Below are 24,178 nucleotides of genomic sequence, written 5' to 3' on the forward strand. Positions count from 1 at the left end.
TAATGTATCGCTACAAAAGAGGTATTAAAATTTGCTCTTGAGTATGGTTTTAACGCAGTACGGTTACTGAGCATTTAGCATGACGCACCACTTTCGTAGCGGTATTACCAAGTAGATAATCACGCATCACCTGACGGTAGGCTCCGACTAAAATCATGTCGACACCCGATTTTTCCGCCAACTCAAGAATTTCATCATACGCTTTCCCATTTAATACTGAGATTGAGTATTGCACGTCAGAGGGGACACATTGTTTCACTAGACGCATTATGCGCTTTCGAGTCGAATCAACATATTCACGCTTCACATCATAGAAGCGATCGATCATGCTGCTATTCAGGTTTAGGTCCAATACATTGACGATTGTTAACTCGCCTTCTGGATGCAGAACTTGTGTTGCGTACTCCAATAACTTTTGAGCGGTCTTTTCTTCGTAAATATCAATCGCGACAAGTACTTTATTATTCATATTCTGTCACCTTAATGTGAAAAGCAGCTAAACCGATGAAGTCTGGATATCGTTGCGATATTCGGACCCAGTCATTAACTCATCACCAACCAGCACATCGGCCTCTTGCTCGGCCCAAAGATCAATATCGTCTTCTGTTGCTTTCGGTACAAACCAGCCCGTTACCGCCCACACCACGTCAATCAATAGAGAGGCCCAACAAGCGATGGCCCAAGGCAGATAAGAAAGCGTGGCAACACCAAGGGTTGCGGCAACAAATACAGCACCAGAGCTCCATGGAATAAGGGGGGCTGACAAGGTACCAGCATCTTCCATCGTGCGAGATAGATTACTCACATGCAGACCTCTACCGCGGTAAGCTGGCGCAAACATACGACCAGGCAAAGATTGGGCAAGGTAGTTCTCTCCCGTTGCAATGTGTACGCCTAGAGCCGAAGCCAAAGACGATAAAAGCAATCGAGTATTTGAGGTTGCAAACTTGAGGATGGTTTCTAAGATGGTTTCAAGACATCGAGTCTTTTCCAGCACGCCCCCAAATGCCAACGCCGCGATAATCAGAGTGACCGACCAATTCATAGACATTAACCCGCCTTTAGATAGCAGGCTGTCTACTGCTGCCACACCAGTATCACTGCGATAGCCATTGAGCATGGTATTAAATACGTCATGCAGAGAGTCCCCTTGAAAAAGCATCGCAGCGATGCCTCCTAAAACCGCACCGGCAAATAGCCCTGGTAAAGCAGGCTTCTTACTCAACGCTAAATACATCACTGCAACTGCTGGAATCAGCAACCAAACGCCAAGAGAGAACTCTTGCTGTAACGTGACCACAATAACATTTAGAGCCTCTTGGTTAATCTCACCACCGGCAAAATCAAAGCCTACGTATGTATATGCCACCAATGCGATCAACATCGCTGGCACCGTCACTGGCATCATATTTTTGATGTGTGTATAGAGGTCGGTTCCAACCACCGCTGGCGCAAAGTTTGTCGTATCTGAGAGAGGTGACATCTTATCGCCAAAAAAAGCTCCGGATACCACAGCGCCCGCTGTCATATGTGCTGGAACACCTAACCCTTCGCCAATCCCCATTAAAGCCAGCCCCATGGTGCCAGTCGTGCCCCATGAGGTTCCCGTACAAAGAGATACAACAGAGCAAATGATACAAGCAGCGGCCAAAAAATAGCCAGGAGACAGTACTTGCAAGCCGTAGTACACCATATAAGGAACAGTACCTGCTGCAATCCAAGTACCAATGATCATGCCGATTACATACAAAATAAAAATGGCTGGGAGTGCTGTATGGATCACATTGAGCATACCCTCTTGCATATCTTTCCAAGCGTAACCACGAAAATAGCCAAATACTGAGGTGATTAATGCTCCTATTGCGAGAGGGATATGTGGAGAGCCATCTTGGTATACAAATAACTGGATCATGACTAATACAATCGTTAATAGGATTGGTAAAACAGCCATTAACAATGAGGGTTTATGAAACTCGGTCTTTGATTGTTGATGCATTTTTATTCCTTTTGAAACAACGAATTTATCGCATAAATTATTTTTATTAATTGCTAATAGATGGCATTACATATTCGGATAGTTGGGGCCACCGCCGCCCTCTGGCGTTACCCAGGTGATATTTTGCGCGGGGTCTTTGATATCGCAGGTTTTACAATGTAGGCAGTTTTGTGAGTTGATTTTGAACTCCTTGCCTTGTTGTGGACTCTCGACCACTTCATATACACCAGCAGGGCAATAGCGTTGTGCTGGTTCATCATATAAAGGCAAATTGCCAGACAGCGGAATGTCAGGCTCTTTTAAAACTAGATGGCAAGGTTGGTTGTCTTCATGATTGGTATTCGAGATAAACACTGAGGAAAGTTTATCGAAGCTGAGCACACCATCGGGTTTTGGATATTCAATCTTTTTACTTTTGCTGGCAGGCTGCAAACGGGTGTAGTCTTCCGTCAGATCTCTAAGTGTTAAAGGCAATTGACCTTGGCAAAGGTTTTGATCGACAAAATTAAACGCACCGCCCCAAAAGGTGCCAAATTTATGCATCGCCGGACCAAAGTTGCGGGAGCGATACAATTCTTCATACGCCCAAGAGTGCTTGAACGCTAGAGCGAATTCTTCTAAATCCTGATGATGACGCTCCTCTGCCAGTGCTGAAAACAGCACTTCAGCCGCGACCATGCCGCTCTTCATCGCTGTATGGGTGCCTTTAATCTTGGCAAAGTTTAAGGTCCCAGCGTCACAACCAACGATTAAGCCCCCTGGGAAATGCATTTTAGGTAACGCATTTAAGCCCCCTTTGGTGATCGCTCGTGCGCCATAAGAAAGACGCTTACCGCCCTCAAGGTACTTTTTAAAGACAGCTTGATGCTTCAAACGCTGTAGCTCATCGAAGGGGCTTAAGTATGGATTTGAGTAACTCAGATCAATAATAATGCCTAACGCGACCTGATTGTTCTCACCATGGTATAGGAAACTGCCACCACTAGTTTCATTATCCAAAGGCCAACCCGCTCCGTGAATCACTAATCCAGGTTGATGCAAGGCAGGATCGATTTCCCACAACTCTTTGAGACCAATGGCGTAATGTTGAGGGTCTGCATCATTTGCTAAGCCAAACTTAGCCATCACTTGCTTGCCAAGATGGCCACGACACCCTTCGGCAAATACGGTGTACTTCGCACGGATTTCCATGCCCGGCATAAAGGTGTCTTTTTCTGAGCCGTCTGCTGCAACGCCCATATCACCTGTTATCACACCTACCACAGCATCGTTTTCGTCAAACAGTAATTCTGAAGCGGTAAAGCCAGGGAAAATATCGGCTCCCATATCTTCCACCTGACTTGCTAGCCAACGGCAAAAATTCCCCAAACTGATGACGTATTTGCCATCATTATGCATCGTCTTAGGTATCAAACTGTTCGGTAATTTGCGTGCCGTTTGCTCTGTCTGGAATAAGTAAACGTCATCTTGTATCACTGGCACGTTCAGTGGAGCGTCAAGTGCCTGCCAATTGGGGATTAACTCAGATAGTGCTCTTGCATCCAACACAGCACCAGAAAGTATGTGACCACCGACTTCAGCCGCTTTCTCAACAACACAAACGCTATATTCTTTGTTTTGCTCCTTCGCCAACTTCATAAACTGATACGCCGTTGATAGGCCAGCAGGCCCAGCACCAATAATCAGCAGATCAAACTCCATCGCCTCTCGTTCCACTAAACACCCCTATAAATTCATTGAATTTATGACACTCATGAAAGAAAAATAATTTGTCATGTCATCAGACAACATATAAATTATCACTAACAACGCAATTCTCGCAATACCTAAAAAGCTCGTCACAGCTTTTACCAATCATGTATCAATGTTCTAAGAGGCCATCGAATGAAATGCAGTACCAAACCATTACCGCCTTTGAATTCATTAAAGGCTTTTCTTGTAGTCATGAGGCAAGGAAGCTTTAGAGCGGCGGCAGATGTTCTTTTAGTTAGCCCTCAAGCTGTCAGCCAACAAATCAAATTGCTGGAAGATATTTTGAAAATCACACTATTTGAGCGCCGTAGTCGAACGATTGTCCCGACTAAGCAAGCCGATGAGCTATACATGTTTGTTAATGCAGGATTTGAGGAAATTAGCGAAGGTGTAAGGCGAGTCAGTAATACCGATCTAAGAGAAAGAATCAGCCTAAATGTAAGCCCTTACTTCGCTTCTAACTATTTGATTAACAATCTCGATAAACTTCGATCTGTCATGCCCGATGCAGATTTGCGAATTACCTCGATGATAGATTTACCGGATTTTGCAACGGATAATGTAGATGTCTCCATACAGTGGGGATTCGGGAAATGGAAAGGCCTTGATACCTCCCTATTAGTCAGAGACCCAAAAGTCATTTGTTGTACTCCTGAGCTTGCCAAGCGCATCCAAACACCTAATGACCTGAAGCAAGTGACTTTGCTCTACCCCCTTTTAGCTCATTCATTTTGGCTAGATATTCTTAATTTTCTTGGTATCGATGTACCGAACTTCCAAGGGGATATCGAGTTTCAAGATGCATCTTCTATGAGGCGAGCTACATTATCCGGTCTAGGTGTTGGACTCATCTCACGTGATGACGCTATAAAAGATATCGAGCGAGGCCGCTTGGTAGCCCCTCTAGGAGTTGATCTACTAAACAAAATGCCTCTCGATCAAATCCCAGGGTTCTACCTTGTTCTGCCTAAGAGTCATATGCGCGTGAAAATCATTGCTGAATTTTGCCAATGGATGACCCATCAAAATTGGCTTTCTTTGTATGATCAGACCTAGCGTTTAGGTCTGATCATATACACTGGCTAATCACTTAATATTTGAGATAAAAAGGCAGCGGTTCGTTCGTTCTGTGGATTGGTAAAGAAGCTTTCCGGATCCCCCTCCTCAACCACTTCACCAGCATCCATAAAGATCACCCGGTCCGCCACTTTGCGAGCAAAGCCCATTTCATGGGTCACACAGATCATCGTCATACCTTCTGATGCGAGGCTAGTCATGACATCGAGCACTTCGGCTATCATCTCTGGGTCGAGTGCCGACGTTGGCTCATCAAATAACAATACTTCAGGCTGCATGCATAACGCACGAGCGATAGCGACTCGTTGTTGCTGACCACCTGACAGTTGTCCCGGAAATTTATCGGCTTGATGCGGAATACGAACCTTTTCGAGAAACTTCATGGCTAGGGCTTCAGCCTCTGCCAAGGGCATTTTTCTGACCAGCATGGGCGCTAAGGTGCAATTTTCCAAAACCGTCATGTGCGGAAATAAGTTGAAATGCTGAAACACCATGCCAACTTCTCTGCGAATCTCATCAATATTACTGATATCGTCACTCAGTTCCGTTCCCAGTACATTGATTGAGCCATCGTTATGTTCTTCCAGACGATTGATGCAACGAATCATGGTGGATTTACCTGATCCCGAAGGCCCGCAAACAACGACTTTCTCGCCCTTCTTAACACTCAAATTGATGTTGCGCAGTGCGTGATATTGACCATAGAACTTCTGTAGATTGCGAATTTCTACAGCATTAGTGGATGCATACATAAAAATACCTCAGCTTTAATTCGCCATGCGGCGCTCAAGAAACGCACCGTAGCGCGACAAAGCAAAAACAAACGCGAAATAAATCGCTGCAACAAAGAAATACACTTCGACAAACGCAAAATTCCATTCGCCTGTCCCATATGCGGCATTGGCCGATGCCAGTAATTCAAAGAAACCAACGATGGTGACAAGTGAGGTTTCCATGAATGTCGTGACAAATTGGTTGATCATGGCTGGCAACGCATTTTTGAATGCTTGCGGCAGAATGATCCGGGTTATACGTTGGTAGTAACCCAACCCTAATGCTTGCGCAGCCTCCTCTTGCCCCTTTGGCACACCTTGCATGCCGCCGCGAATGATTTCTGCTTGGTATGCAGCAAAGAACAACGCTGAGGCAGCAATCACACGATACAGTTTTTCCCCGACCAGCATGTCAGGCAGCATGAACGGCAAAACCAGTGCGAAGGTAAATAAGATAGAGATCAAAGGTAAAGAGCGGACAGTATCAATGATGACCCCCGTTACTTTTGATATGACGGGTAATTTAGAATTACGCAGTAACGCCAACATGATGGCTAATGGCATACCGATTAGCACAGTACCGACGAAAATAAACAAAGTAAGCGCTAATCCACCCCACTGTTCTTCACTTACTAAAGAAAGACCAAACACACCGCCTTTCATAATGACGAAGAATGAAGCAGCCCCCACCAACCAGATCAGGCTTAGTCTGCGCACCGTCCAGAATACCGGGAAACAGCTGAACGCAATGGTCGCTACGACAATGAAACAAGCCGTAATAGAGCGCCATTGCTCATCATAGGGGTAGAGTCCGAATAAAATAACTCGCCAGCGATTGGCGATAATAGACCAACACGCTCCACCGTTGGCGTAGCACTCCGTGTGTCGAGCGGTACTAGAAAAAGTGGCATTAAGGATGCCCCAATCAACAATACTCCAAACGATCCCTCCTAACACAGCGAAGCACATCATACTTAACAGAGCTGAGCGCCAATTCTTGAAGTAATTTTTCTGAACCTTCATCCAAACGGTTGGTTTATATTGAGCACTGATTAACGTTGTCATAATTTACATCCGTAGCTGGTGGCCTTTCAGTGCCACAGCTTTATTGATCTTGTTCATAACGCTTGAAATGGTGAAGTTGATAACAAGGAATCCGCCCATCAAAATGCCGATGAACTCTAGAGTCTGGCCTGAGTGTGTTATCGAGCTTGCGATCACCATAAAGAAGTCGGAGAAGCCCGCTACAATCCCTAGTGTGGTTGCTTTAACCAACCAGACATATTGGTTTGTCAGGATAGGTAACATAGCTCGCAGCGCCAACGGTAGACGGATACGACTGAACTCTTGCCAAGTGCTTAATCCCAGTGCGCGAGCAGCTTCATGTTGACCTCTGCCTACGGCATTAAATCCACCTCGAACGATTTCCCCAATGTAAGCACCACCATAAATGGCAATGGCGAAAGCTAAGGTGTAGACCTCTGTCTGAATACGATAGCCACCTTGAACATTGAGTCCCTTTAACTCGGGGTAAGTAATTAAAACTTCGCCGACAGGTTTACCGATATACAAAAGCATCGTTTCAATCGCTAGTGCACAGATTGACAATCCCCATACCACCTTACGTCGCTTAGCCGGATCAACGCGTCGGAATCGACGAGCAGAAACAAACCAAATTAGACCGATAAAGTAAGCACATAGAACAAAGTAAAAGAGTGCGATGTACAGTCCTTCTACATTCATCCCCGGCATGTAAATGCCTCGATTTGATATTAGAGCGCCACCAAACTCGATTGCTCGACGAGGGCTAGGAAGATGGTTGGCTAAGGCGTACCAAAAAAAGATTTGAACAATGACAGGAATATTTCTGAAAAGCTCGACATACACAGTGCCCAGTAGGCGTGCGCCATGATTGGAAGAGATTCGGGCAAAGCCGACAACGCCTCCCACTAAAGTCGCCCCCGCTAAACCGATAATACCGAGAAATAAAGTATTCACTACGCCAGATACAAGATACCACCAATACGGATCAGAACTGCTTGTCGGCAAAAGAGAGAATGTCATATCCCAGCCGGTGGCTTTCCACAAAAATGAAAAACTCAACTCTAAGCCTTGAGCCGCCATATTGGCCTGAGCTGAAAAGACTCCTGTTATTAGAATGGCTAATAGCACGAGCACATACACAGCTTGCAGGACTACTTTGCGAGTGTGTTGGTTACGCAACATGATCATGATAAGACCTCAACAGCAGATGCCCACAGACCCGTGGGCATCAATTAAAATATGGAATTAGTCAATTACAAACGGATAAAGCACTCCGCCTTGATTCCATAATGCTGTTAAGCCACGATCCATTTTGTAAGGTGACTCTTTACCTAAACTACGACTGAAGATTTCGGAGTAGTTACCTACTTTTTTAATGACGTTGTAAGCCCAATCATCCGATAACCCTAAAGGCTTACCCATACCAGCCGTCACACCCAGCATTTTGCCAACTTCAACACTTGGTGGATTGTCACGCATTGCGTCGACGTTTTTGGAGTTAATGCCTTCTTGCTCAGCAAAAAGCATCACGGACAGTGTCCAGTTGATAATATCCAACCACTGCTCATCCCCTTGGCGAACAATCATTACTTCGGGTTCAACCGCTAGCACATCTGGCAAAATAACATGAGCATCCGGGTTCTTTGATACTGATCGAGAAATCGCAAGAACTGGCCCCCATTGGGCATACAAGTCACAACGACCAGAGTAATAAGCCGATTCAAGCTCTTCTGTGTTCTCAATTGCGACGGTTTCTAGTGAGATATCTATGCGGTCAGCGTAGGAAGACACTTGGCGCTCCTGACTCGCACCGGCAGGAATACAAATGGTACCGCCATCAGCGTCTTTGACACCAGAAAGTTCCAACTCTTTGTGAGCCATAATTTTGGTGGTACCAAGGTAGTATGAGTTAGAAAACTGGAAGCCAAGTTCGGTATCACGGGAAAGCGTTCCACCTGAGGCTTTAATCACCACATCAATGTCGCCTGATTGAAGCGATGGCCAACGTTGAGCCCAAGAAATCGGGACAATTTTGGTTTTCTCAGGACCACCCAAAACAGCGGTTGCCACCGCACGACATAACTCAATATCAATACCTTTCCAGTTTCCCTTATCATCCACTTCAGCAAAGCCTAGATAAGAACCTGGGTGACCAGGACAGTTAAGTACACCACGATCTTGAACCGTTTTTAACGTTTCACCAAACTCCGCCTGAGCAGCACCTGACGCTAATGCCACACCAAAAGAACATGCCAAACTTTTCATTAACATCTTCAAAATGTTTCTCCTTTTGCTTTTTTAATTCTATTTGTCACTCGTTGAGTACCCTTCAAGACTGACGCATACAAATGCAAAGGAAAAACAAGTAAAACCTTCAATAGACAAGAATTTCTTGTCAGTTAAACAAGAATCATTTCTATGGATTTGTTATGAATATGCAATATTTTATAAGGAGATCGCGTTTTTTAGAGACAATAAGAAATTGTTCAAGAAATAGTTGAGGAAAACTATAAGAAGATAAGCGATGAGATATTCATTCGCTTATCAAATGTTGATGGTGGCGTGTATCGAAAGAGGTTTATGGTTGAGAATGCTTTTTCTCGAAGTAGGCCTTAGCATTGATTAAGTGCTGTCGCATTAGCTCTCTCGCCACATCCGATTGACGAGATCGTATTGCAGCCAATAACTTCTCATGTTCCATTAACGCAGACTCTCGATATTTTCTTTGATCCTCAGGTGCCATGACCGGATCGGTATACTTATCACGCAACGCATTGGTCACTTGGTCACGGATATAAATCAACAAAGAGACAAAGTAATGGCAGTTAGAAGCTTCGGCAATCGCGATATGAAATGCAAAATCCTGAAGCCCCACATCAAGCTTTTCCGACAGGTAAGCATTTTTTAAATTTTCAAAAGCTGCTTCAACTTGAAACAACTGGTCTGCATTATGGCGCTCAGCAGCTAAGCCTGCCGCTTCGATCTCAATGGCTTTGCGCAAGTCAAGCGCGGCCCCCATGTTATCTGGCAATACCAATTCCTGAGGTGTTATTTCAAACGGTTGCGTCGGCAACGGGTCTGATACGAAAACGCCTACCCCTTGCTTCGCCTGTAGGAAACCTTCTGAGCGCAGTGACGCAATTGCTTCACGAACCACGCTGCGGCTCACGCCATAAGATTCGATGAATTTCTTTTCCGTCGGAATTTTAGTACCCGGTGCATAATAACCGCTGCGGATATCGATTTCGATTCGTTGCTTCAATTGCTCTGTAAGACTTTCTTTTCTGCCTAAAAATTCAGTGCTTTCTACCAATGTATTAACCTCGAACCAAATGACCTATTAAACTCAAACAATGAGTTATAAAACGAACATAAGTGTAACAAACAAGCTTCCTGCGACAAAGAAACAACCACGCATCATTTCTCACTCGCTTGCTTCAATAGCACCTGAAATGGGTGGGGTATCGTGGTGTTATCAAAGCGTTTTACTTGGCTTCGGCAAGAGTAACCAGTCGCCATGAACACAGTTTGATGGCTTTTCTCATCGAGGATATTAGCCCAGCTCTGAGCATAGATTTGTCTCGACGTTTCGACATTCGCCACTTCGTGACCAAAAGTTCCAGACATACCACAACACCCTGATTGTTCTAACCTAAATTGAAAACCGAAATGCTCGAAGATTCGCTGCCAGTCTTTCATCGAATCTGGAGCTGTAGTTTTCTCTGTACAATGCGCTAATAAACTTACCTTTTGATCATTTCCGGTTACTAGCGCTTTAGGGATCAGACTAACATTTTTGCTTAACCACTCTTGTAGCAACATCACGTGTGGGGCTGAAACACCGTCACATTTTAGATATTCCTGTCGATACGTCAGTGTCATGGAAGGATCAACTCCTACTAAAGCAACACCTAGGTCCGCTATCTCATTGAGCATCTCTGAATTGCTTTTGGCGGCCTTGTTAAATTGCCCCAACATACCGTGAACATGCAGAGGCTTGCCATTGGGCCGAAACGGCGCAAGCCACACGGTAAAACCCAACTTCTGCAACAGTTGAATCGCATCCGACACGACAGGCGCTTCAAAAAAGCTGGTGAAGGCATCTTGCACAAGCACAACACTACGCTGTTTCTCTACCTCTGTTAATTTAGCGAGTGATTTAGGATACGCAAAGCGAATATCTAGATGTGTCATCTGCTTACGCAAAGAATGCTCACTAAGCAAGGGGCTGTCTACCATTCCAGCAAAATGCTCTAAACCCTTCTTAACCGAGGCATTGTTCATGAGCCCGTTATACAGACCAGGAAACTTAGATACGGTAGGAATGATGAATTCAAGCGTGCCGATAAAGTAATCCTTTAACGGCCGCGAATATTTCGTGTAGTAGTGAGCCAAAAACTTAGAACGAAACTCAGGAACGTTCACTTTGATTGGACATTGGCCAACGCAGGATTTACACGCTAAACATTGGCTCATGGAGCCAAAAATCTGAACATTAAAGTCTTTTGATGATGGATCTTCAATAGCCGCCTGCTTTCTAGTGTTTGACCAACGCTTTAGCCAGCTTTCTTTGACTTCCAGTGCATCGCTGGAAAGATCAACTCCCTGCTTTTCTTGCAGCCTTAGCCATTCACGTATGAGTGAAGCACGTCCCTTAGGGGAGTGGGTTCGCTTTCTTGTTCCTTTCCAAGACGGGCACATGGCATCATTGGGATCAAAATTAAAACAGGCGCCATTACCATTGCAGTTCATCGCACTGTCGTATTCATCTCTGGTCGGAGCCGACACTTGTCTGTCAAATTGACCACGGGTGCTGACTTGATCAATTTTGAGTAGCTGTGCTCCTGAGTGAGCAGGTGTGGCAATTTTGCCAGGGTTTAATTGATTATGAGGGTCAAAGACTCCCTTAATTTCCTGAATATAAGAGTACAGGTTGCCAAAGAACTCTGGTGCGTATTCTGAACGCACCCCCTTGCCATGCTCTCCCCACAATAAGCCTTTATACTTGCGAGTTAAAACGACAAGCTGATCCGTAATAGAGCGAATGAGTGTTTCATCCACTTCATCTTTCATGTTAACGGCTGGACGAACATGTAGAACCCCCGCATCCACATGACCAAACATGCCATAGGCAAGTCCATAAGAATCTAGCAAGGCCCTAAATTCGACAATGAAATCGGCCAAATTTTCTGGAGGTACGGCGGCGTCCTCGACAAAAGGAATCGGTCGTCTGTCTCCTTTCGTGTTCCCGAGTAAGCCCACAGATTTTTTGCGCATTGCCCAAATCCGCTTTACTTCAGTATCGCCACTGGCGATGGTATAAGCAAAGCTTCTTCCAGATTGGGTCACGTATAGCGCGTCAAGGTGATCAGTTAAGTTGCGGAGTTTTACGTCTAGCTCTTGCTGTGAATCTGCAACAAATTCAACAAAGTTAATCGCTGCAACACTGTACTGTTCATGCTCTGGAAAAAAGTCGCCAACGGCGTGCCATACGATGTCTTCTTTCGCTAAATCGAGCACATTAGAGTCCACCGTCTCTATTGAGCTGGGGGCCCATTCCATGAGTTCTGTCGCATCACGAAGTGCTTGATCAAAACTGGTGTACTGTATATTCACCAACGATGAGAACTTAGGAATAGGCACCAGATTCACTTTCGCCTCAGCCACAAAGGCTAAGCTTCCCTCCGCTCCGACAAGCACAGAGTTTAAATTAAACAGCCCGTCTTCCTCTCTAATATGCGCTAAGTCATAGCCTGTTAGGCAACGATTTAACTTAGGAAACGTCTGCTCTATTTGCTCCTGTTGCTCGGTAAATATTTGATCAACCACTCGGTGCACTTCCCCGACCCGATCAGAGCGTTGTTTAATATGATCAAGCTCTTGATCATCGATTGGGCCTGACTCCCAAACGGTTCCATCGAGTAACACTGACTTGAGTGCTAAGACATGATCGCGAGTTTTGCCATACATAACAGAGCCTTGACCACTCGCGTCTGTATTGACCATACCACCTATCGTCGCACGGTTGCTGGTTGATAGCTCTGGCGCAAAAAACAGACCATATTGAGCAACCGCTTGGTTCAAATGATCTTTCACCACTCCGGCTTGAACTCGCGCCCAGCGCTCTTCCACATTGATTTCGATTATCTGGTTCATGTGTTTGGAAACATCAACCACCACGCCATCTGTCAGTGACTGGCCATTTGTTCCGGTCCCGCCACCTCTAGGACTCAAGACAATCGAGGAATACTGAGATTGGTTACTTAATGTAGCGAGCTTAATTAAGTCACTGATCTCTTTCGGGTAGACCACCGCTTGCGGTAGCACCTGATAGATCGAATTGTCCGTCGCTAAAACAACCCTGTTTGCATAATCAGACTGAATATCGCCAGCAAACTTTAATTCTTTCAACTCTTCTAAGAAATTTAAGTATTCAGAGGACAGTGTCCCATAGGTGGACAGAATATCTTTGGACAGTTCAGCAATCATGACTACATCTGCGCTACTAAGTAATGTTTCTTTGGAAACAAAGCGATTAAATCGATAAAAAGCATAGCCAAGGGCCTAGAACGAAACGCTCTCGGCACCTTGGACTTACTTTTTAGGTGAGTTCACGGTTTGATAAGCAAACTAAACAGCCGCTTCTAGTTCCGGAATGGCCTCAAACAAGTCCGCAACCAAACCAAAATCCGCGACTTGGAAAATAGGGGCTTCGGGATCATTGTTAATCGCTACAATGTATTTTGAATCCTTCATACCGGCTAAGTGCTGAATCGCCCCTGAAATACCTGCTGCGATGTATAGATCTGGCGCGACAATTTTACCTGTCTGACCGACCTGCATATCATTCGGTACAAAACCCGAATCGACTGCGGCACGAGAGGCACCGACAGCAGCACCCATTTTATCGGCTAGGGATTCTAAGATGGAAAAGTTTTCACCACTGCCCATACCGCGGCCACCTGAGACAACAATGTTTGCTGAACCTAATTCTGGACGCTCAGACTCTACCAGTTGATCACTTACGAATGCAGATAGCCCACAGTCGATATCATTAAAGACCTTGATAATCTGCGCAGCACCCGTTGTACTCACAGCATCAAAAGCCGTGGTACGAACGGTAATAACATTAACGGGCTCTGCACTTTGCACAGTGGCAATCGCGTTACCTGCATAGATAGGGCGTTTGAATGTGTCTGGGCTTTCCACACTGATGATGTCAGAGATTTGAGCGACGTCTAAAGCCGCAGCAACACGAGGCAATAGGTTTTTACCCATTGTCGATGAAGCGGCCAGAATATGGCTATAGTCTTTCGCGACCTCTAAAAGCAGTGCGCTAATGTTCTCTGCCAATTGATGCTCGTAAGCTTTGGATTCAGCGAGAATGATATTACGAACACCCGTGAGTTTCGCAGCCGCCTCAGCCACATCAGAACAAGAAAAGCCAGCCACCAGTACATCTACTTCCGCGCCAATGGCTTGCGCTGCCGCTACCACATTGCGCGTTGCATCTTTTAGTTCCACATTATTATGTTCCGCAATGACTAAAATACTCATTAGATTACCCCTGCTTCTGCTTTCAACTTTCCAACTAATTCCGCCACACTATTAACCTGAACTCCCGCTTTACGGGCTTCAGGCGCTTCTACCTTCAAGACTTTCACTCGGGGTTTTACATCTACACCTAGCGACTCAGGTGTTTTTGTCTCAAGTGGTTTTTTCTTCGCCTTCATAATATTTGGCAAAGACGCATAACGAGGTTCGTTCAAGCGAAGATCGGTGGTGACAATGGCAGGCAGTTTTAGTGACACAGTTTGCAAGCCGCCATCGATTTCACGTGTCACCGCAACCGACTCACCATCGACTAGAACTTCTGATGCAAACGTACCTTGTCCCATTCCAGTTAGAGCAGCCAACATTTGCCCTGTCTGATTATTATCCGAGTCAATGGCTTGCTTACCTAATATCACCAAACCAGGCTGCTCCTCCTGAACAACTTTTTGCAGTACTTTCGCAACGCCTAATGATTCAACCTGTTCTTCAGTTTCTACTAAAATGCCGCGATCAGCACCTAATGCGAGCGCAGTACGCAATGTGTCCTGTGCTGCTTTTGGCCCAACCGATACCACCACGACCTCATTTGCAATGCCCTTTTCTTTGAGGCGAATGGCTTCTTCTACCGCGATTTCACAAAAAGGGTTCATAGACATTTTCGCGTTGCTTAAATCAACACCGGAGTTATCGGCATTAACGCGAACTTTCACGTTGTAATCCACAACGCGTTTAACACTGACTAGTACTTTCATATTGCAATTACCTATCTTGATTCCAGCTAACTAAGGCAGGACGTATGTGGTTTTTACCGTGGTGTAGAACTCAATAGCGTAGCTACCTTGTTCACGGGGGCCAAAGCTCGACGCTTTGCGACCGCCAAATGGCACATGAGGATCTACACCAGCAGTTGGCAAGTTCACCATCACCATGCCGGCTTGTGCGTGTCTCTTGAAATGAGAAGCATGCTTTAATGACGTTGTACAAATACCAGCAGAAAGCCCAAATACGGTGTCATTAGCAACGGATAATGCTTCGTCATAATCTTGTACTTTGATCACCGCCGCCACAGGCCCAAAGACCTCTTCACGGTTAATGCGCATGTCATTATTTGTGTCGATGAACAATGTCGGCTCAAGGAAGTACCCAGGAAGATCGTTGGCAATGCGTTTGCCACCGAACGCTAACGTCGCCCCTTCTGCTTGAGCAATTTCGATATAGCTCATGTCTGTTTGTAATTGACGCTCATCGACAACAGGGCCGATGGTGGTCTTTGCATCCAGTGGATCGCCCACTTTCATATCACCGAGTCGCTTTACTAGCTTTTCAACAAAAGCATCATGAATACCAGCTTGAACAATCAGTCGAGAAGACGCGGTACAACGCTGTCCCGTTGAGTAAAATGCGCCATTCAACGCCACTTCCACAGCCACATCGATATCCGCATCATCCAAAACAACTAATGGGTTTTTACCTCCCATTTCTAACTGGCAACGAATCATTCGCTTGGCTGCTATGTCCGCAATTTGTGAACCGACGCCTTGAGAACCAGTAAAGCTGATCGCATCAATCTCTTGTGATTCCAGAATTGCCTGACCTACAACCGAACCTTTACCCATAACAAGATTAAAGACCCCTGCTGGAAGACCCGCTCGCTGCAGAATATCTGCTAAGGCATGAGCACTGGCTGGAACTAAGTCCGCTGGTTTTAATACAACGCAGTTACCAAATGCCAAAGCAGGCGCTACTTTCCATGAAGGAATCGCAATCGGGAAGTTCCATGGTGTGATCATTCCGATTACCCCTACTGCTTCACGGGTAATCTCCACATCAACACCTGGACGAGTGGAATCCATCTTTTGGCCAGGCATGCGCAGCACTTCGCCAGCCATAAACTTAAACACATCACCCGCTCGCACGACTTCGCCGATAGCCTCAGCCAGTGCCTTACCTTCCTCACGTGCTAACAAACGCCCTAGCTCTTCTTTACGTTCAAGGATCTCCGTACCCGCTTTATCCAAAATCGTACTGCGCTGCTGAATCGGAGATGTGGACCATGCAGGAAATGCTGCGTTGGCGGCAGCAATCGCTTGCTCAACATGCTCGCTCGTAGATATCGGTGAATATCCAATAATGTCATTGGTATTGGCTGGATTCACATTAGGGCGGTTTTCTTGCGTGGTTACCCACTCCCCATTGATCAAGTTTGCTAACACTGTCATCGAATGAACCTTCAAGAAGTCACGTTATAAGATGTCTGATAACTTACAACAAATAAAGATCACTCGCAATATTAAATAATTTTCTATAAAGCAATCTGATTTCAATTGAAAAGATGAGGCATAGGAAAATAGTCAGAGTCTTTTTCTCAATAAGTCAGATACTCTGCTTTTCTTCAAATAGCTAACACTTATTTCTATACGAGGTTCAGCAAAAGCAATGACTTACAAGCAACCGCTTCTGGAAACTTCCTAACTCAGGAGTAGAAATCCGCGATTTTAGTTCTTTAAGTCCACTTTGGTGGTATCGAATAATTACTTCTGATGGGGTTAAACGGCCAAATGGTTCTAATGGCTCGGCGGTATGCCAAGCCCATGTAGCTTTTTCAGAATCAAACCAAGGCCGAACAAGCCTCTAGATTTAATGGATATACCTAACCAGTGTAGAACATTATTTTTCCCAATAGGCCACTCTGATCAGGTGACCTCAACGGCAAACCAGTGAATCTCTCAATGTGATCAACAGTAGTAGAAAATACATGAGCCCAAGCACTTGCCTACTTGAATCGGCCAGACTTTACTGGACCATCTCTTACTTATAATGGAGTTGACCTTGTTCAGTCGGAATCCCCTGGTGGCATCTGGCAGAGTAACGATAAAAAGCTTTTAAGATAAAGTTTTGATTGCTATAAAACCTGCAGAGATTATCCGTAAAATTCATCATCAAGCTGACATCTGAGATCAAAATGTCACAGGTAGCACTCCTGAAATCCACACAAAATTGCAAAGTCACTATTCTCATTAAGTGACCATAAACGGCACTTAAATGTGTTTCAATACGCACAATCTAAAAATCTTATTTAACACAAGGTCATTGATTTATATGCATTTAAGTGACTTAATACGCATACACATATTCTTGTGCAGTTGTAGACCTAAAATCAGGCTTGGATATTTAGCCTCAACTTTCGTGAATTTAGAGCGACCGCTCAACTGCTCTGATGAGTTTTTGGATTTCTTTGTTACTGTTGAATCGCTCTAAATAACATAGAAAGTACTTCTGCCCACTTGGTACAACAGAACGATACGGCATCACCAATCGACCAGACTCCAGCCTTTCTTTCGCCATAGTAGGATCTCCAATAACTACCCCCAATGACGACTCCGCAGCTGACATCGCAACATCCAAAGTATCAAAATAAATTGCTTGAGTTCCGTCTACTTTCCTTGATCTATTTTGGTCTAGCCATGCATGCCACTCCTCTCCTACAGGAGAAGCATGAAGAAGGTTTTGCCCTTCGAGAGACCACTCTTTTTCTCGTATTAGGTCAAGGATATATGGCGAGCACATAGGAGTCAGCAATTCTGGTAGAAGCTCCATTGATACAACATTACTGGCAGATGGCTCCCCTCGAACCACAGCTAAACTCGGTGTGTTCTCATCGAAGTTGGTCACATCTGAATGAGTACTTCTAACGTGAACTTTGATTTCTGGCACGGCTTTCTTAATTCGCTCTATTCTCGGTAACAGCCAACGCAATGCAAATGTTGAAGGCGAATATATTGTGAGCTCTGTCAATTGTTCATTTGAAGACTCAAACTTACCAACAACTTCGAGTAACTCATAAGCAACCCCTAAGAAACGTCTACCCTCAACCGTTAGCTCTAGGCCGGAAGTTAAGCGTTCAAACAGCACAACACCATAGAATTCCTCTAGCTGCTGTATTTGCTTACTCACTGCTCCCTGAGATCGATTCAACATCAATGAAGCCTTATTGATGCTTTTTAGTTCGGAACAAACAACGAATGCTTGTATCGTCACTAAGCTTGGGAGTGACCTATAAATTTTTGATCGCATTCTACGTATTCCAAATTGGCATACCCCATATCAAATCTATTAGTTTGAAAGGCTATCAATTCCATTTATATCATGAACTATACATTAAAGATGGAGTACGAAATGATAACCCAAGATATAGTAGTAAACGAATTAGGCCAACACATGAAAGACCACATCATGAACTACCTCAAAGTGTTAGAGAAATGTGATGTGGATGGCATTTGTAAGCTATTCGATGAAAACGCAGACATCTACTCGCCATTCCTAGGATGGATGAAGCCAAAACCATTTTTTGAAAAGTTAAAAGAGTCTTCAGGTCCAAGCATCATCACACCATTGGACATATTTTTGAGTTCCAATGCCAATCTGAGAGCCACAGCTTACTTTCGCTACGACTGGACGCTATCTGATGGCTCTAGCGCTCCATTCGACTGCATCGATATTTTCGATTTCAATAAAGAAGGACTGATAGAGAAAATGACTATTGTGTATGACACACATCCAATCAGAGAAACTGTTGGTGATAAGTACTCTCACTAGTCCTCTTGAAGTCACTCCTGTTTGCTTTTCTGAACATACGGGCTCAAAACTGGATAAGCCGCTTATCCAGTATCTTCAAATAGCGACTTTTGAGAAGCAATGGAGTGAATCAGCCAGACTTTACTAGACCATTTATTACTTATAATGGAGTGGACCTCGTTCACTCGACATCCTATGCCTGATTATCTATCCATGCCTTAAAAACAATAAGCGAACAGGCTAAAGAAACCTGAATCTCTACAACTTCAGATCATTTCATTAGAGTGAAGTAAAAAAGCCTTCACAGATCATCAATAAGAATTTCAACCTCTTCCGAGTCTCTGCGAAATTGAACGATATTCTCAAGCATTAAGTCATCCAGTTGATCCATTAGAAAATCGTAATTTGCTGTTGGCACGGTGAATACTGCAGAGGACTGTTCCGCATCATTTTTAACAAGTACACCACCGGCATTCTTAATCAAATCTCTCGCTCTAATCATGAGTTCTGCGCGGCGTTTAAGATTCTCAGTCGTTTCTGAATTTTCGCCGAGGGCGTCAAAAATACATTTTAATCTCACAGATTGCATGTTCGTTCTCCCTTTGTCATATACCTCATGAGTTCCGACTGAAGTTAAGCATAGTTAAAGTGATACTTCATAAAAAAATCCAGATGGCAGCCTCGCCCTAATGCTAGCTCTTCAATTTGCTTCCATAACATCGGCAAATAGACCTTAAGCACTTCTGCATCCGACTGGAGATATTCATTTGTGCATTCTCCTTCAGCCGCTTTTAGCCAATCAGTAGGCGTTAAAAGGGTCAGTCCTTGAAGATAAAATTCAGGAATAGCTTCTCGAATTGATTCTTCACTTCCGCTGGCGACATAAATTGTTACACCTTCACCTGTCGCGAAATAACGACAAACACCGACATAATACATATTCACTCCTTACACCATATCTTGACTAAAGAGCTTCCATTGGTAGCAACTCTCTCAGGTTACAACATTTTTATAAAAAGGGCTCGGGGAGTGACATTTTGATGAAAATGTCACTCATACTTCATAGGTACTATGATTGGCTAAAATACAACAATTAATCCTAGAAGCCACATTAAAGAATAACGTGGTGGGCGGCATCTGGCCGAGTGATGATAAAAAGCTTTGGGGGCAATATTGTGATTGTCGACTCCCTGCAAAAGTTATCCGTGAACTTCCTCATCAAGCTGACATCTGAGGTCAAAATGTCACATGAAGCACTCCTGAAATCCACACAAAATTGCAAGGTCACCATTCTCATAATGTGACCATAAATAGCACTTAGATGTGTTTTAATACGCACAATATAAAAATCTCATTTAACTCAAGATCATTGATTTATATGCATTTAAGTGTCTTAATACGCATATACATATTCTTGTGCAGTTCTCTCCGGAGGCGAAGGTCGAAGGTTCAAATCCTTTCGGGCGTACCATTTTCTCCTTTCATGCATCCTTAGACGTTTCCCTGCCCTCGTTGTTACATTCATATTCCTGCTTTTATGTTCTGTGACGGTTATTCTGCCCCTAGTTTATGTTTAAGATAAGAAGAGATGGCATAAGCTTGCGGGGAGCTCAGTTGCGGGAAAGTAGGCATTTTTTCTAAGTTCGGATGGCCTGAGCGGATAAGGTGGGCAATTTCGTTGATGCTCATCTGAGTATCTTTGTTTCGAGGAATCCCAAGTAGAAACTGGCCTCGTCCAGAGTCTTTGTGACAACTAGCACAGTACTGGCCATAGAGTGCTTTACCACTTTGTAAATCAGATTTCTCTGTATTTTGATCCGAACACCCTGTCAATAAAGCTATCCCTAGCAACATGAAGATACTTTTCATGCGGCCACCTTATGCTGTTTTTAGTGAATCCTATTCCGGAGAAATTATATATTATTAGCGAAACCTAATACTCAATAGTTCCGTTATCCGCCTGTAATAAACATGATTAGTTTTGTAGAAATTGGTTACAACTGGATCTGAAAAATCCCCAGAACAAGCTAATCTTTAATCAATTAATCATTATGGCTAGGAATTAAAATGCCACATCCAAAGCGTCAAGCATTAATAGATAAGTATGGGCTAAACCAATCCACAGATGAAACACTCAACAACTTAATTTCCAGCATCGCCCAATTATTTGATGTACCTGTTGCAATGACAGCTATTGCGCAAAAAGGTCACTTTGTTTTTCAGTCTCGCTATGGTTTAGACATTGACACCTCCCCACTCGAAGATGCCTTGTGTGTATTAGTGCTAAATGAAGAGAAACAAGTCGTTATCCCTGACTTACTAGAAGACGAGCGTTACACAGAAAGCCATTTTGCTGAGAAACGCCCAGGCCTGCGCTTTTATGCTGGCACACCACTAGTTATTGAGGATGTTGTCATTGGCAGCGTCTGTTTGATCGATACAAAACCTCGCCAGTTAACAGAGCAACAGTGCGCTACACTGCATCAGTTTAGTTCCTTTATCAGTGATCACATCGCTCTAAAACGTGAGCACTATCAGCTGCAAAACGAACACAGTTTGCTGGATAATTCTCCGGCGGTAATGCTCTGCTGGCGCTATGAAAACGGCTTAATACTTCAAAGTGTCACTCGAAATTCTGAAGATGTTTTAGGACTGAGTCATGAGTACATTACAACACATCAGCAAAGTTTTGAGTCTTTTTTAACGCAAGCCAGCCAAGAAGAATTCCACTTTATGATTCAGAATCATCTAAGTGGGGTCGAAACGACTGAGATCCATTTAGAACTATCCAACACAACACGAAGAGTATGGATACGTTTACTTTCAAAAGCTTTTTTTGATGAGGAAGGTCGACTATTAACTATTCAAGCCATTGCGACGGATAATACTGAACAACGTCATTTCGAAAAGCGTTTAAACGACGCTAACCGACAAATGCGTTTATTGCTTGAAGCTTCGGAATTGGGCACCTGGGACTACAATACCGAAACTGATCACACACAAGTTAATAAGCGTTGGTGTGACATCATTGGTGTCGATTACGAGTTCTATGATGGTAGTAGCCGTTTCTGGAGGCAGCGTATTCATCCTGCAGACCTGCAGTATGTGAATAAGAAAATCGAAGCACATCTAAAAGGTGAAAGTAAAGTCTACTCAGAAGTGTATCGAATGCGCCATGAAAATGGCAGTTGGGTGTGGATTGAAACCTATGGCCGAGTAGTTGAAAGAGACGAAACTGGTAGAGCTCTACGTCTTGCGGGTACTCACAGAGACATTACCGAACGCAAACTGGCTGAGATTCACCAAATGAAGCAAAGCCAACTTCTGGGGTTCATAAACAAAGCCCGTGCGGCTTATCTAGAGAACCACGATTTATCCAACGCCTGCCAAAAGATCCTCCCAGAGTTGATTGATATTGCAGATAGCCAGTTTGCTTTTATTGGTCAGATTGTATTTGAAAACAATAAACGTAGGCTTTTCATACATGCCATCTCTGAGCTCAGCTGGAACAGTGCCAGTGAGGCTCTGGTTGAACTGTACAAAGGGCGAAAGCTGTATTTCGATTCGTTTGATAATTTGTTTGGCGAAACGATTAAGACTGAGCAGACGGTAATTAGTAACCAACTAGGCTCTCACCCTGCATCAGTCGGCACACCAAAAGGTCATCCACCTATCTACCGTTTTATGGGTCTTCCTATCCAATTACAGGGGGAAATTACTGGCATGATAGGTTTGGCCAATAAGTTTTCCAACTACACCGAACAGGATGCTGAGTTTTTAAAGCCATTGCGTGACGCTTTAGCTGGTCTGTTTTACGCGGTGGAGCTTGAGACAGCTCGATTAGAAGCAGAAAACCAATTACTTCGCATGGCAATGACTGACCCCCTTTCTGGACTGAATAATCGTCGGGCATTTTTAGAATACCTCGGATCACTCTCACAAGATGAAATCAGTTATTTCGTGATGCTCGACATCGATTACTTCAAGAGTATTAATGATCGATTTGGGCACGATGTAGGGGACAGCGTTATCAAGCAATTAGGCTCTGTTTTAAAGGAGTCGATCCCTGCACCGCATTTCACGGCACGTGTGGGTGGTGAAGAGTTCGCCATCGTATTGCACGAGCAATCAACAGAGTCAGTCACAACAAGGCTAACAAAGCTTATGGAGACTATTCGCCATACAGAGTTTGCTTTGCCTAATAAAAGCTCTGTCACGGTTAGCATGGGCGTTGCGGCATACACTTGCGATAATACTAGTACAGCATTAACTCAAGCAGACAAAGCCCTCTATAAGGCAAAAGAGAACGGTCGTGATCAGATTGCTTGGTTCGAGAACGATTAATTATTGTATAAAAAGGCAGATACCAAAAATTGGGGTATGAGGACCTACCGGCTTAACTGAATCTGCTCTGCGAATTTGTTTTTAATATCCAAGATCTTAGGAAGCTCTTGAACAAACAAAGTGACCAATTCAGGGTCAAAATGCTTACCTGACTCATCTTGTAGCAACTGAACGGCATCCTCAACCGACCATGCTTTTTTGTATGGACGCTCACTGGTTAATGCATCAAACACATCCGCAATGGCCGCGATACGCCCCTCTAATGGGATTTCTTTTTCCTTGAGCCCTTTTGGATAGCCCGAGCCATCCCATTTTTCATGGTGTGTTATCGCGATCGAGCGTGCTAATGCCACCAATTGAGATTGAGGATTGGACAAGATATCTGCGCCAATTTGAGCATGGGCTTTCATCTGCTTAAATTCCCCTTCATCCAAACGGCCAGGCTTCAGCAAAATATTATCAGGGATCGCAATCTTACCCAGATCATGCATTTGCGCCGCCAGCAGTAGTTCATTTGCCGTTTGCTCGTCAATGCCAGCCGCGACCGCAAGCACATAAGAATAGCGACTCATTCGCTGAACGTGCATCCCTGTTTCATTATCCTTGTACTCGGCTGCTCGGCCTAAGCGCTGAATCAAATCGATTTGGGTTTCTTTTAAGGCATCGGCCTGGACCAAAGACAAGTGCGTTTTCACTCGGGCACGAACGATGGCTGGCACGATAGGCTTGGTGATGTAGTCCACTGCCCCCAGCTTAAAACCGGTTTCTTCATCAATGGTGTCTTTTAACGCCGTTACAAAAATGATCGGTATGCGGGCTGTATCTGAATTCCCTTTTACTTTTTCACAGACTTCAAAGCCAGTCATATCTGGCATCATGATATCCAAGAGAATGAGATCGATATCTTCCTTATCCAATAACTCCAGTGCCGCTTCACCAGAACGGGCAAACGACAAACGGTAGCTGTCTTGTAAAACTTGTCTTAGCACTTTTAGGTTAGCAGGCTCATCATCAACAATGAGAATTCTTGGCTGAGCTTTTTCTAATAGGGACATACAAACTC

21 protein-coding genes are annotated in these 24,178 nt (G+C 44.3%); 4 read left to right on the forward strand and 17 right to left on the reverse strand.

All coding sequences use genetic code 11. The features are described from left to right. Window positions 1-49: 49 nt before the first annotated feature. From C8D85_RS12520 to C8D85_RS12530, 3 genes are all read right to left on the reverse strand, one after another. Window positions 50-469: a universal stress protein gene (locus C8D85_RS12520; RefSeq protein WP_133563232.1), complete on the reverse strand. Its 420-nt coding sequence runs from the start codon at window positions 467-469 to the stop codon at window positions 50-52. A gap of 27 nt (window positions 470-496) precedes the next feature. Then, on the reverse strand, window positions 497-1,996 hold the full coding sequence (nhaC, locus tag C8D85_RS12525) for a Na+/H+ antiporter NhaC (RefSeq protein ID WP_133563234.1): 1,500 nt from the start codon (window positions 1,994-1,996) through the stop codon (window positions 497-499). Between the two features lie 66 nt (window positions 1,997-2,062). Further along, complete coding sequence (locus C8D85_RS12530; RefSeq protein ID WP_211342190.1) at window positions 2,063-3,712, reverse strand: electron transfer flavoprotein-ubiquinone oxidoreductase; 1,650 nt, start codon at window positions 3,710-3,712, stop codon at window positions 2,063-2,065. A gap of 168 nt (window positions 3,713-3,880) precedes the next feature. Here C8D85_RS12530 and C8D85_RS12535 point away from each other — a divergent pair, with 168 nt between their 5' ends. Further along, window positions 3,881-4,804 carry a LysR substrate-binding domain-containing protein gene (locus tag C8D85_RS12535; protein ID WP_133563236.1) on the forward strand — a complete coding sequence of 308 codons (924 nt, stop codon included), beginning with the start codon at window positions 3,881-3,883 and terminating at the stop codon, window positions 4,802-4,804. Window positions 4,805-4,830: 26 nt separating this feature from the next. Here the strand turns inward: C8D85_RS12535 and C8D85_RS12540 are convergent, their stop codons facing one another. From C8D85_RS12540 to C8D85_RS12585, 10 genes are all read right to left on the reverse strand, one after another. Further along, a complete protein-coding gene (locus C8D85_RS12540) occupies window positions 4,831-5,577 on the reverse strand; it encodes an amino acid ABC transporter ATP-binding protein (protein WP_133563238.1) in 747 nt (248 codons plus the stop codon). Between the two features lie 15 nt (window positions 5,578-5,592). Next, window positions 5,593-6,663: an amino acid ABC transporter permease gene (locus C8D85_RS12545; RefSeq protein WP_133563240.1), complete on the reverse strand. Its 1,071-nt coding sequence runs from the start codon at window positions 6,661-6,663 to the stop codon at window positions 5,593-5,595. Between the two features lie 3 nt (window positions 6,664-6,666). Next, the gene (locus C8D85_RS12550; RefSeq protein ID WP_211342191.1) at window positions 6,667-7,830 is read right to left on the reverse strand and encodes an ABC transporter permease subunit; all 1,164 of its coding nucleotides are present in this window, start codon (window positions 7,828-7,830) and stop codon (window positions 6,667-6,669) included. Window positions 7,831-7,887: 57 nt separating this feature from the next. Then, window positions 7,888-8,907 (reverse strand): amino acid ABC transporter substrate-binding protein, encoded by a 1,020-nt coding sequence (locus tag C8D85_RS12555; RefSeq protein ID WP_211342192.1) that lies wholly within the window; start codon window positions 8,905-8,907, stop codon window positions 7,888-7,890. 313 nt (window positions 8,908-9,220) lie between these two features. After that, complete coding sequence (locus C8D85_RS12560) at window positions 9,221-9,955, reverse strand: FadR/GntR family transcriptional regulator (protein ID WP_133563244.1); 735 nt, start codon at window positions 9,953-9,955, stop codon at window positions 9,221-9,223. Window positions 9,956-10,059: 104 nt separating this feature from the next. Continuing rightward, window positions 10,060-13,131: a D-2-hydroxyglutarate dehydrogenase YdiJ gene (gene ydiJ, locus C8D85_RS12565; protein WP_133563246.1), complete on the reverse strand. Its 3,072-nt coding sequence runs from the start codon at window positions 13,129-13,131 to the stop codon at window positions 10,060-10,062. 141 nt (window positions 13,132-13,272) lie between these two features. Then, entirely contained in the window at window positions 13,273-14,199 is a 927-nt protein-coding gene (locus C8D85_RS12570) for an electron transfer flavoprotein subunit alpha/FixB family protein (RefSeq protein WP_133563248.1), read from the reverse strand. Next, on the reverse strand, window positions 14,199-14,948 hold the full coding sequence (locus C8D85_RS12575; protein WP_133563250.1) for an electron transfer flavoprotein subunit beta/FixA family protein: 750 nt from the start codon (window positions 14,946-14,948) through the stop codon (window positions 14,199-14,201). The genes C8D85_RS12570 and C8D85_RS12575 overlap by 1 nt, the downstream gene beginning before the upstream one ends. A 30-nt stretch (window positions 14,949-14,978) precedes the next feature. Next, complete coding sequence (locus tag C8D85_RS12580; RefSeq protein WP_133563252.1) at window positions 14,979-16,415, reverse strand: aldehyde dehydrogenase family protein; 1,437 nt, start codon at window positions 16,413-16,415, stop codon at window positions 14,979-14,981. 973 nt (window positions 16,416-17,388) lie between these two features. Further along, window positions 17,389-18,270 (reverse strand): LysR substrate-binding domain-containing protein, encoded by an 882-nt coding sequence (locus tag C8D85_RS12585; protein WP_133563254.1) that lies wholly within the window; start codon window positions 18,268-18,270, stop codon window positions 17,389-17,391. Window positions 18,271-18,372: 102 nt separating this feature from the next. Between C8D85_RS12585 and C8D85_RS12590 the strand changes: the two genes are divergently transcribed. Next, on the forward strand, window positions 18,373-18,792 hold the full coding sequence (locus C8D85_RS12590) for a nuclear transport factor 2 family protein (RefSeq protein ID WP_211342193.1): 420 nt from the start codon (window positions 18,373-18,375) through the stop codon (window positions 18,790-18,792). 280 nt (window positions 18,793-19,072) lie between these two features. Here the strand turns inward: C8D85_RS12590 and C8D85_RS12595 are convergent, their stop codons facing one another. Further along, the gene (locus C8D85_RS12595) at window positions 19,073-19,360 is read right to left on the reverse strand and encodes a hypothetical protein (protein WP_133563256.1); all 288 of its coding nucleotides are present in this window, start codon (window positions 19,358-19,360) and stop codon (window positions 19,073-19,075) included. A 44-nt stretch (window positions 19,361-19,404) separates the two neighbouring features. Then, the gene (locus C8D85_RS12600; protein WP_133563258.1) at window positions 19,405-19,710 is read right to left on the reverse strand and encodes a hypothetical protein; all 306 of its coding nucleotides are present in this window, start codon (window positions 19,708-19,710) and stop codon (window positions 19,405-19,407) included. A 136-nt stretch (window positions 19,711-19,846) separates the two neighbouring features. Between C8D85_RS12600 and C8D85_RS18080 the strand changes: the two genes are divergently transcribed. Then, window positions 19,847-20,005, forward strand: coding sequence for a hypothetical protein (locus C8D85_RS18080; RefSeq protein WP_162847584.1), 159 nt, complete (start codon window positions 19,847-19,849; stop codon window positions 20,003-20,005). A gap of 317 nt (window positions 20,006-20,322) precedes the next feature. Here C8D85_RS18080 and C8D85_RS12605 read toward each other — a convergent pair whose 3' ends face one another. Next, a complete protein-coding gene (locus C8D85_RS12605) occupies window positions 20,323-20,640 on the reverse strand; it encodes a c-type cytochrome (RefSeq protein WP_133563260.1) in 318 nt (105 codons plus the stop codon). Between the two features lie 198 nt (window positions 20,641-20,838). On the opposite strand from C8D85_RS12605, the gene C8D85_RS12610 reads away from it, so the two are divergent. Further along, complete coding sequence (locus C8D85_RS12610) at window positions 20,839-23,115, forward strand: sensor domain-containing diguanylate cyclase (RefSeq protein WP_133563262.1); 2,277 nt, start codon at window positions 20,839-20,841, stop codon at window positions 23,113-23,115. A gap of 44 nt (window positions 23,116-23,159) precedes the next feature. Here C8D85_RS12610 and C8D85_RS12615 read toward each other — a convergent pair whose 3' ends face one another. Further along, complete coding sequence (locus C8D85_RS12615; RefSeq protein WP_133563264.1) at window positions 23,160-24,170, reverse strand: HD domain-containing phosphohydrolase; 1,011 nt, start codon at window positions 24,168-24,170, stop codon at window positions 23,160-23,162. Window positions 24,171-24,178 lie beyond the last annotated feature (8 nt).

This window comes from Marinomonas communis (assembly GCF_004363305.1).
Taxonomy (GTDB): domain Bacteria; phylum Pseudomonadota; class Gammaproteobacteria; order Pseudomonadales; family Marinomonadaceae; genus Marinomonas; species Marinomonas communis.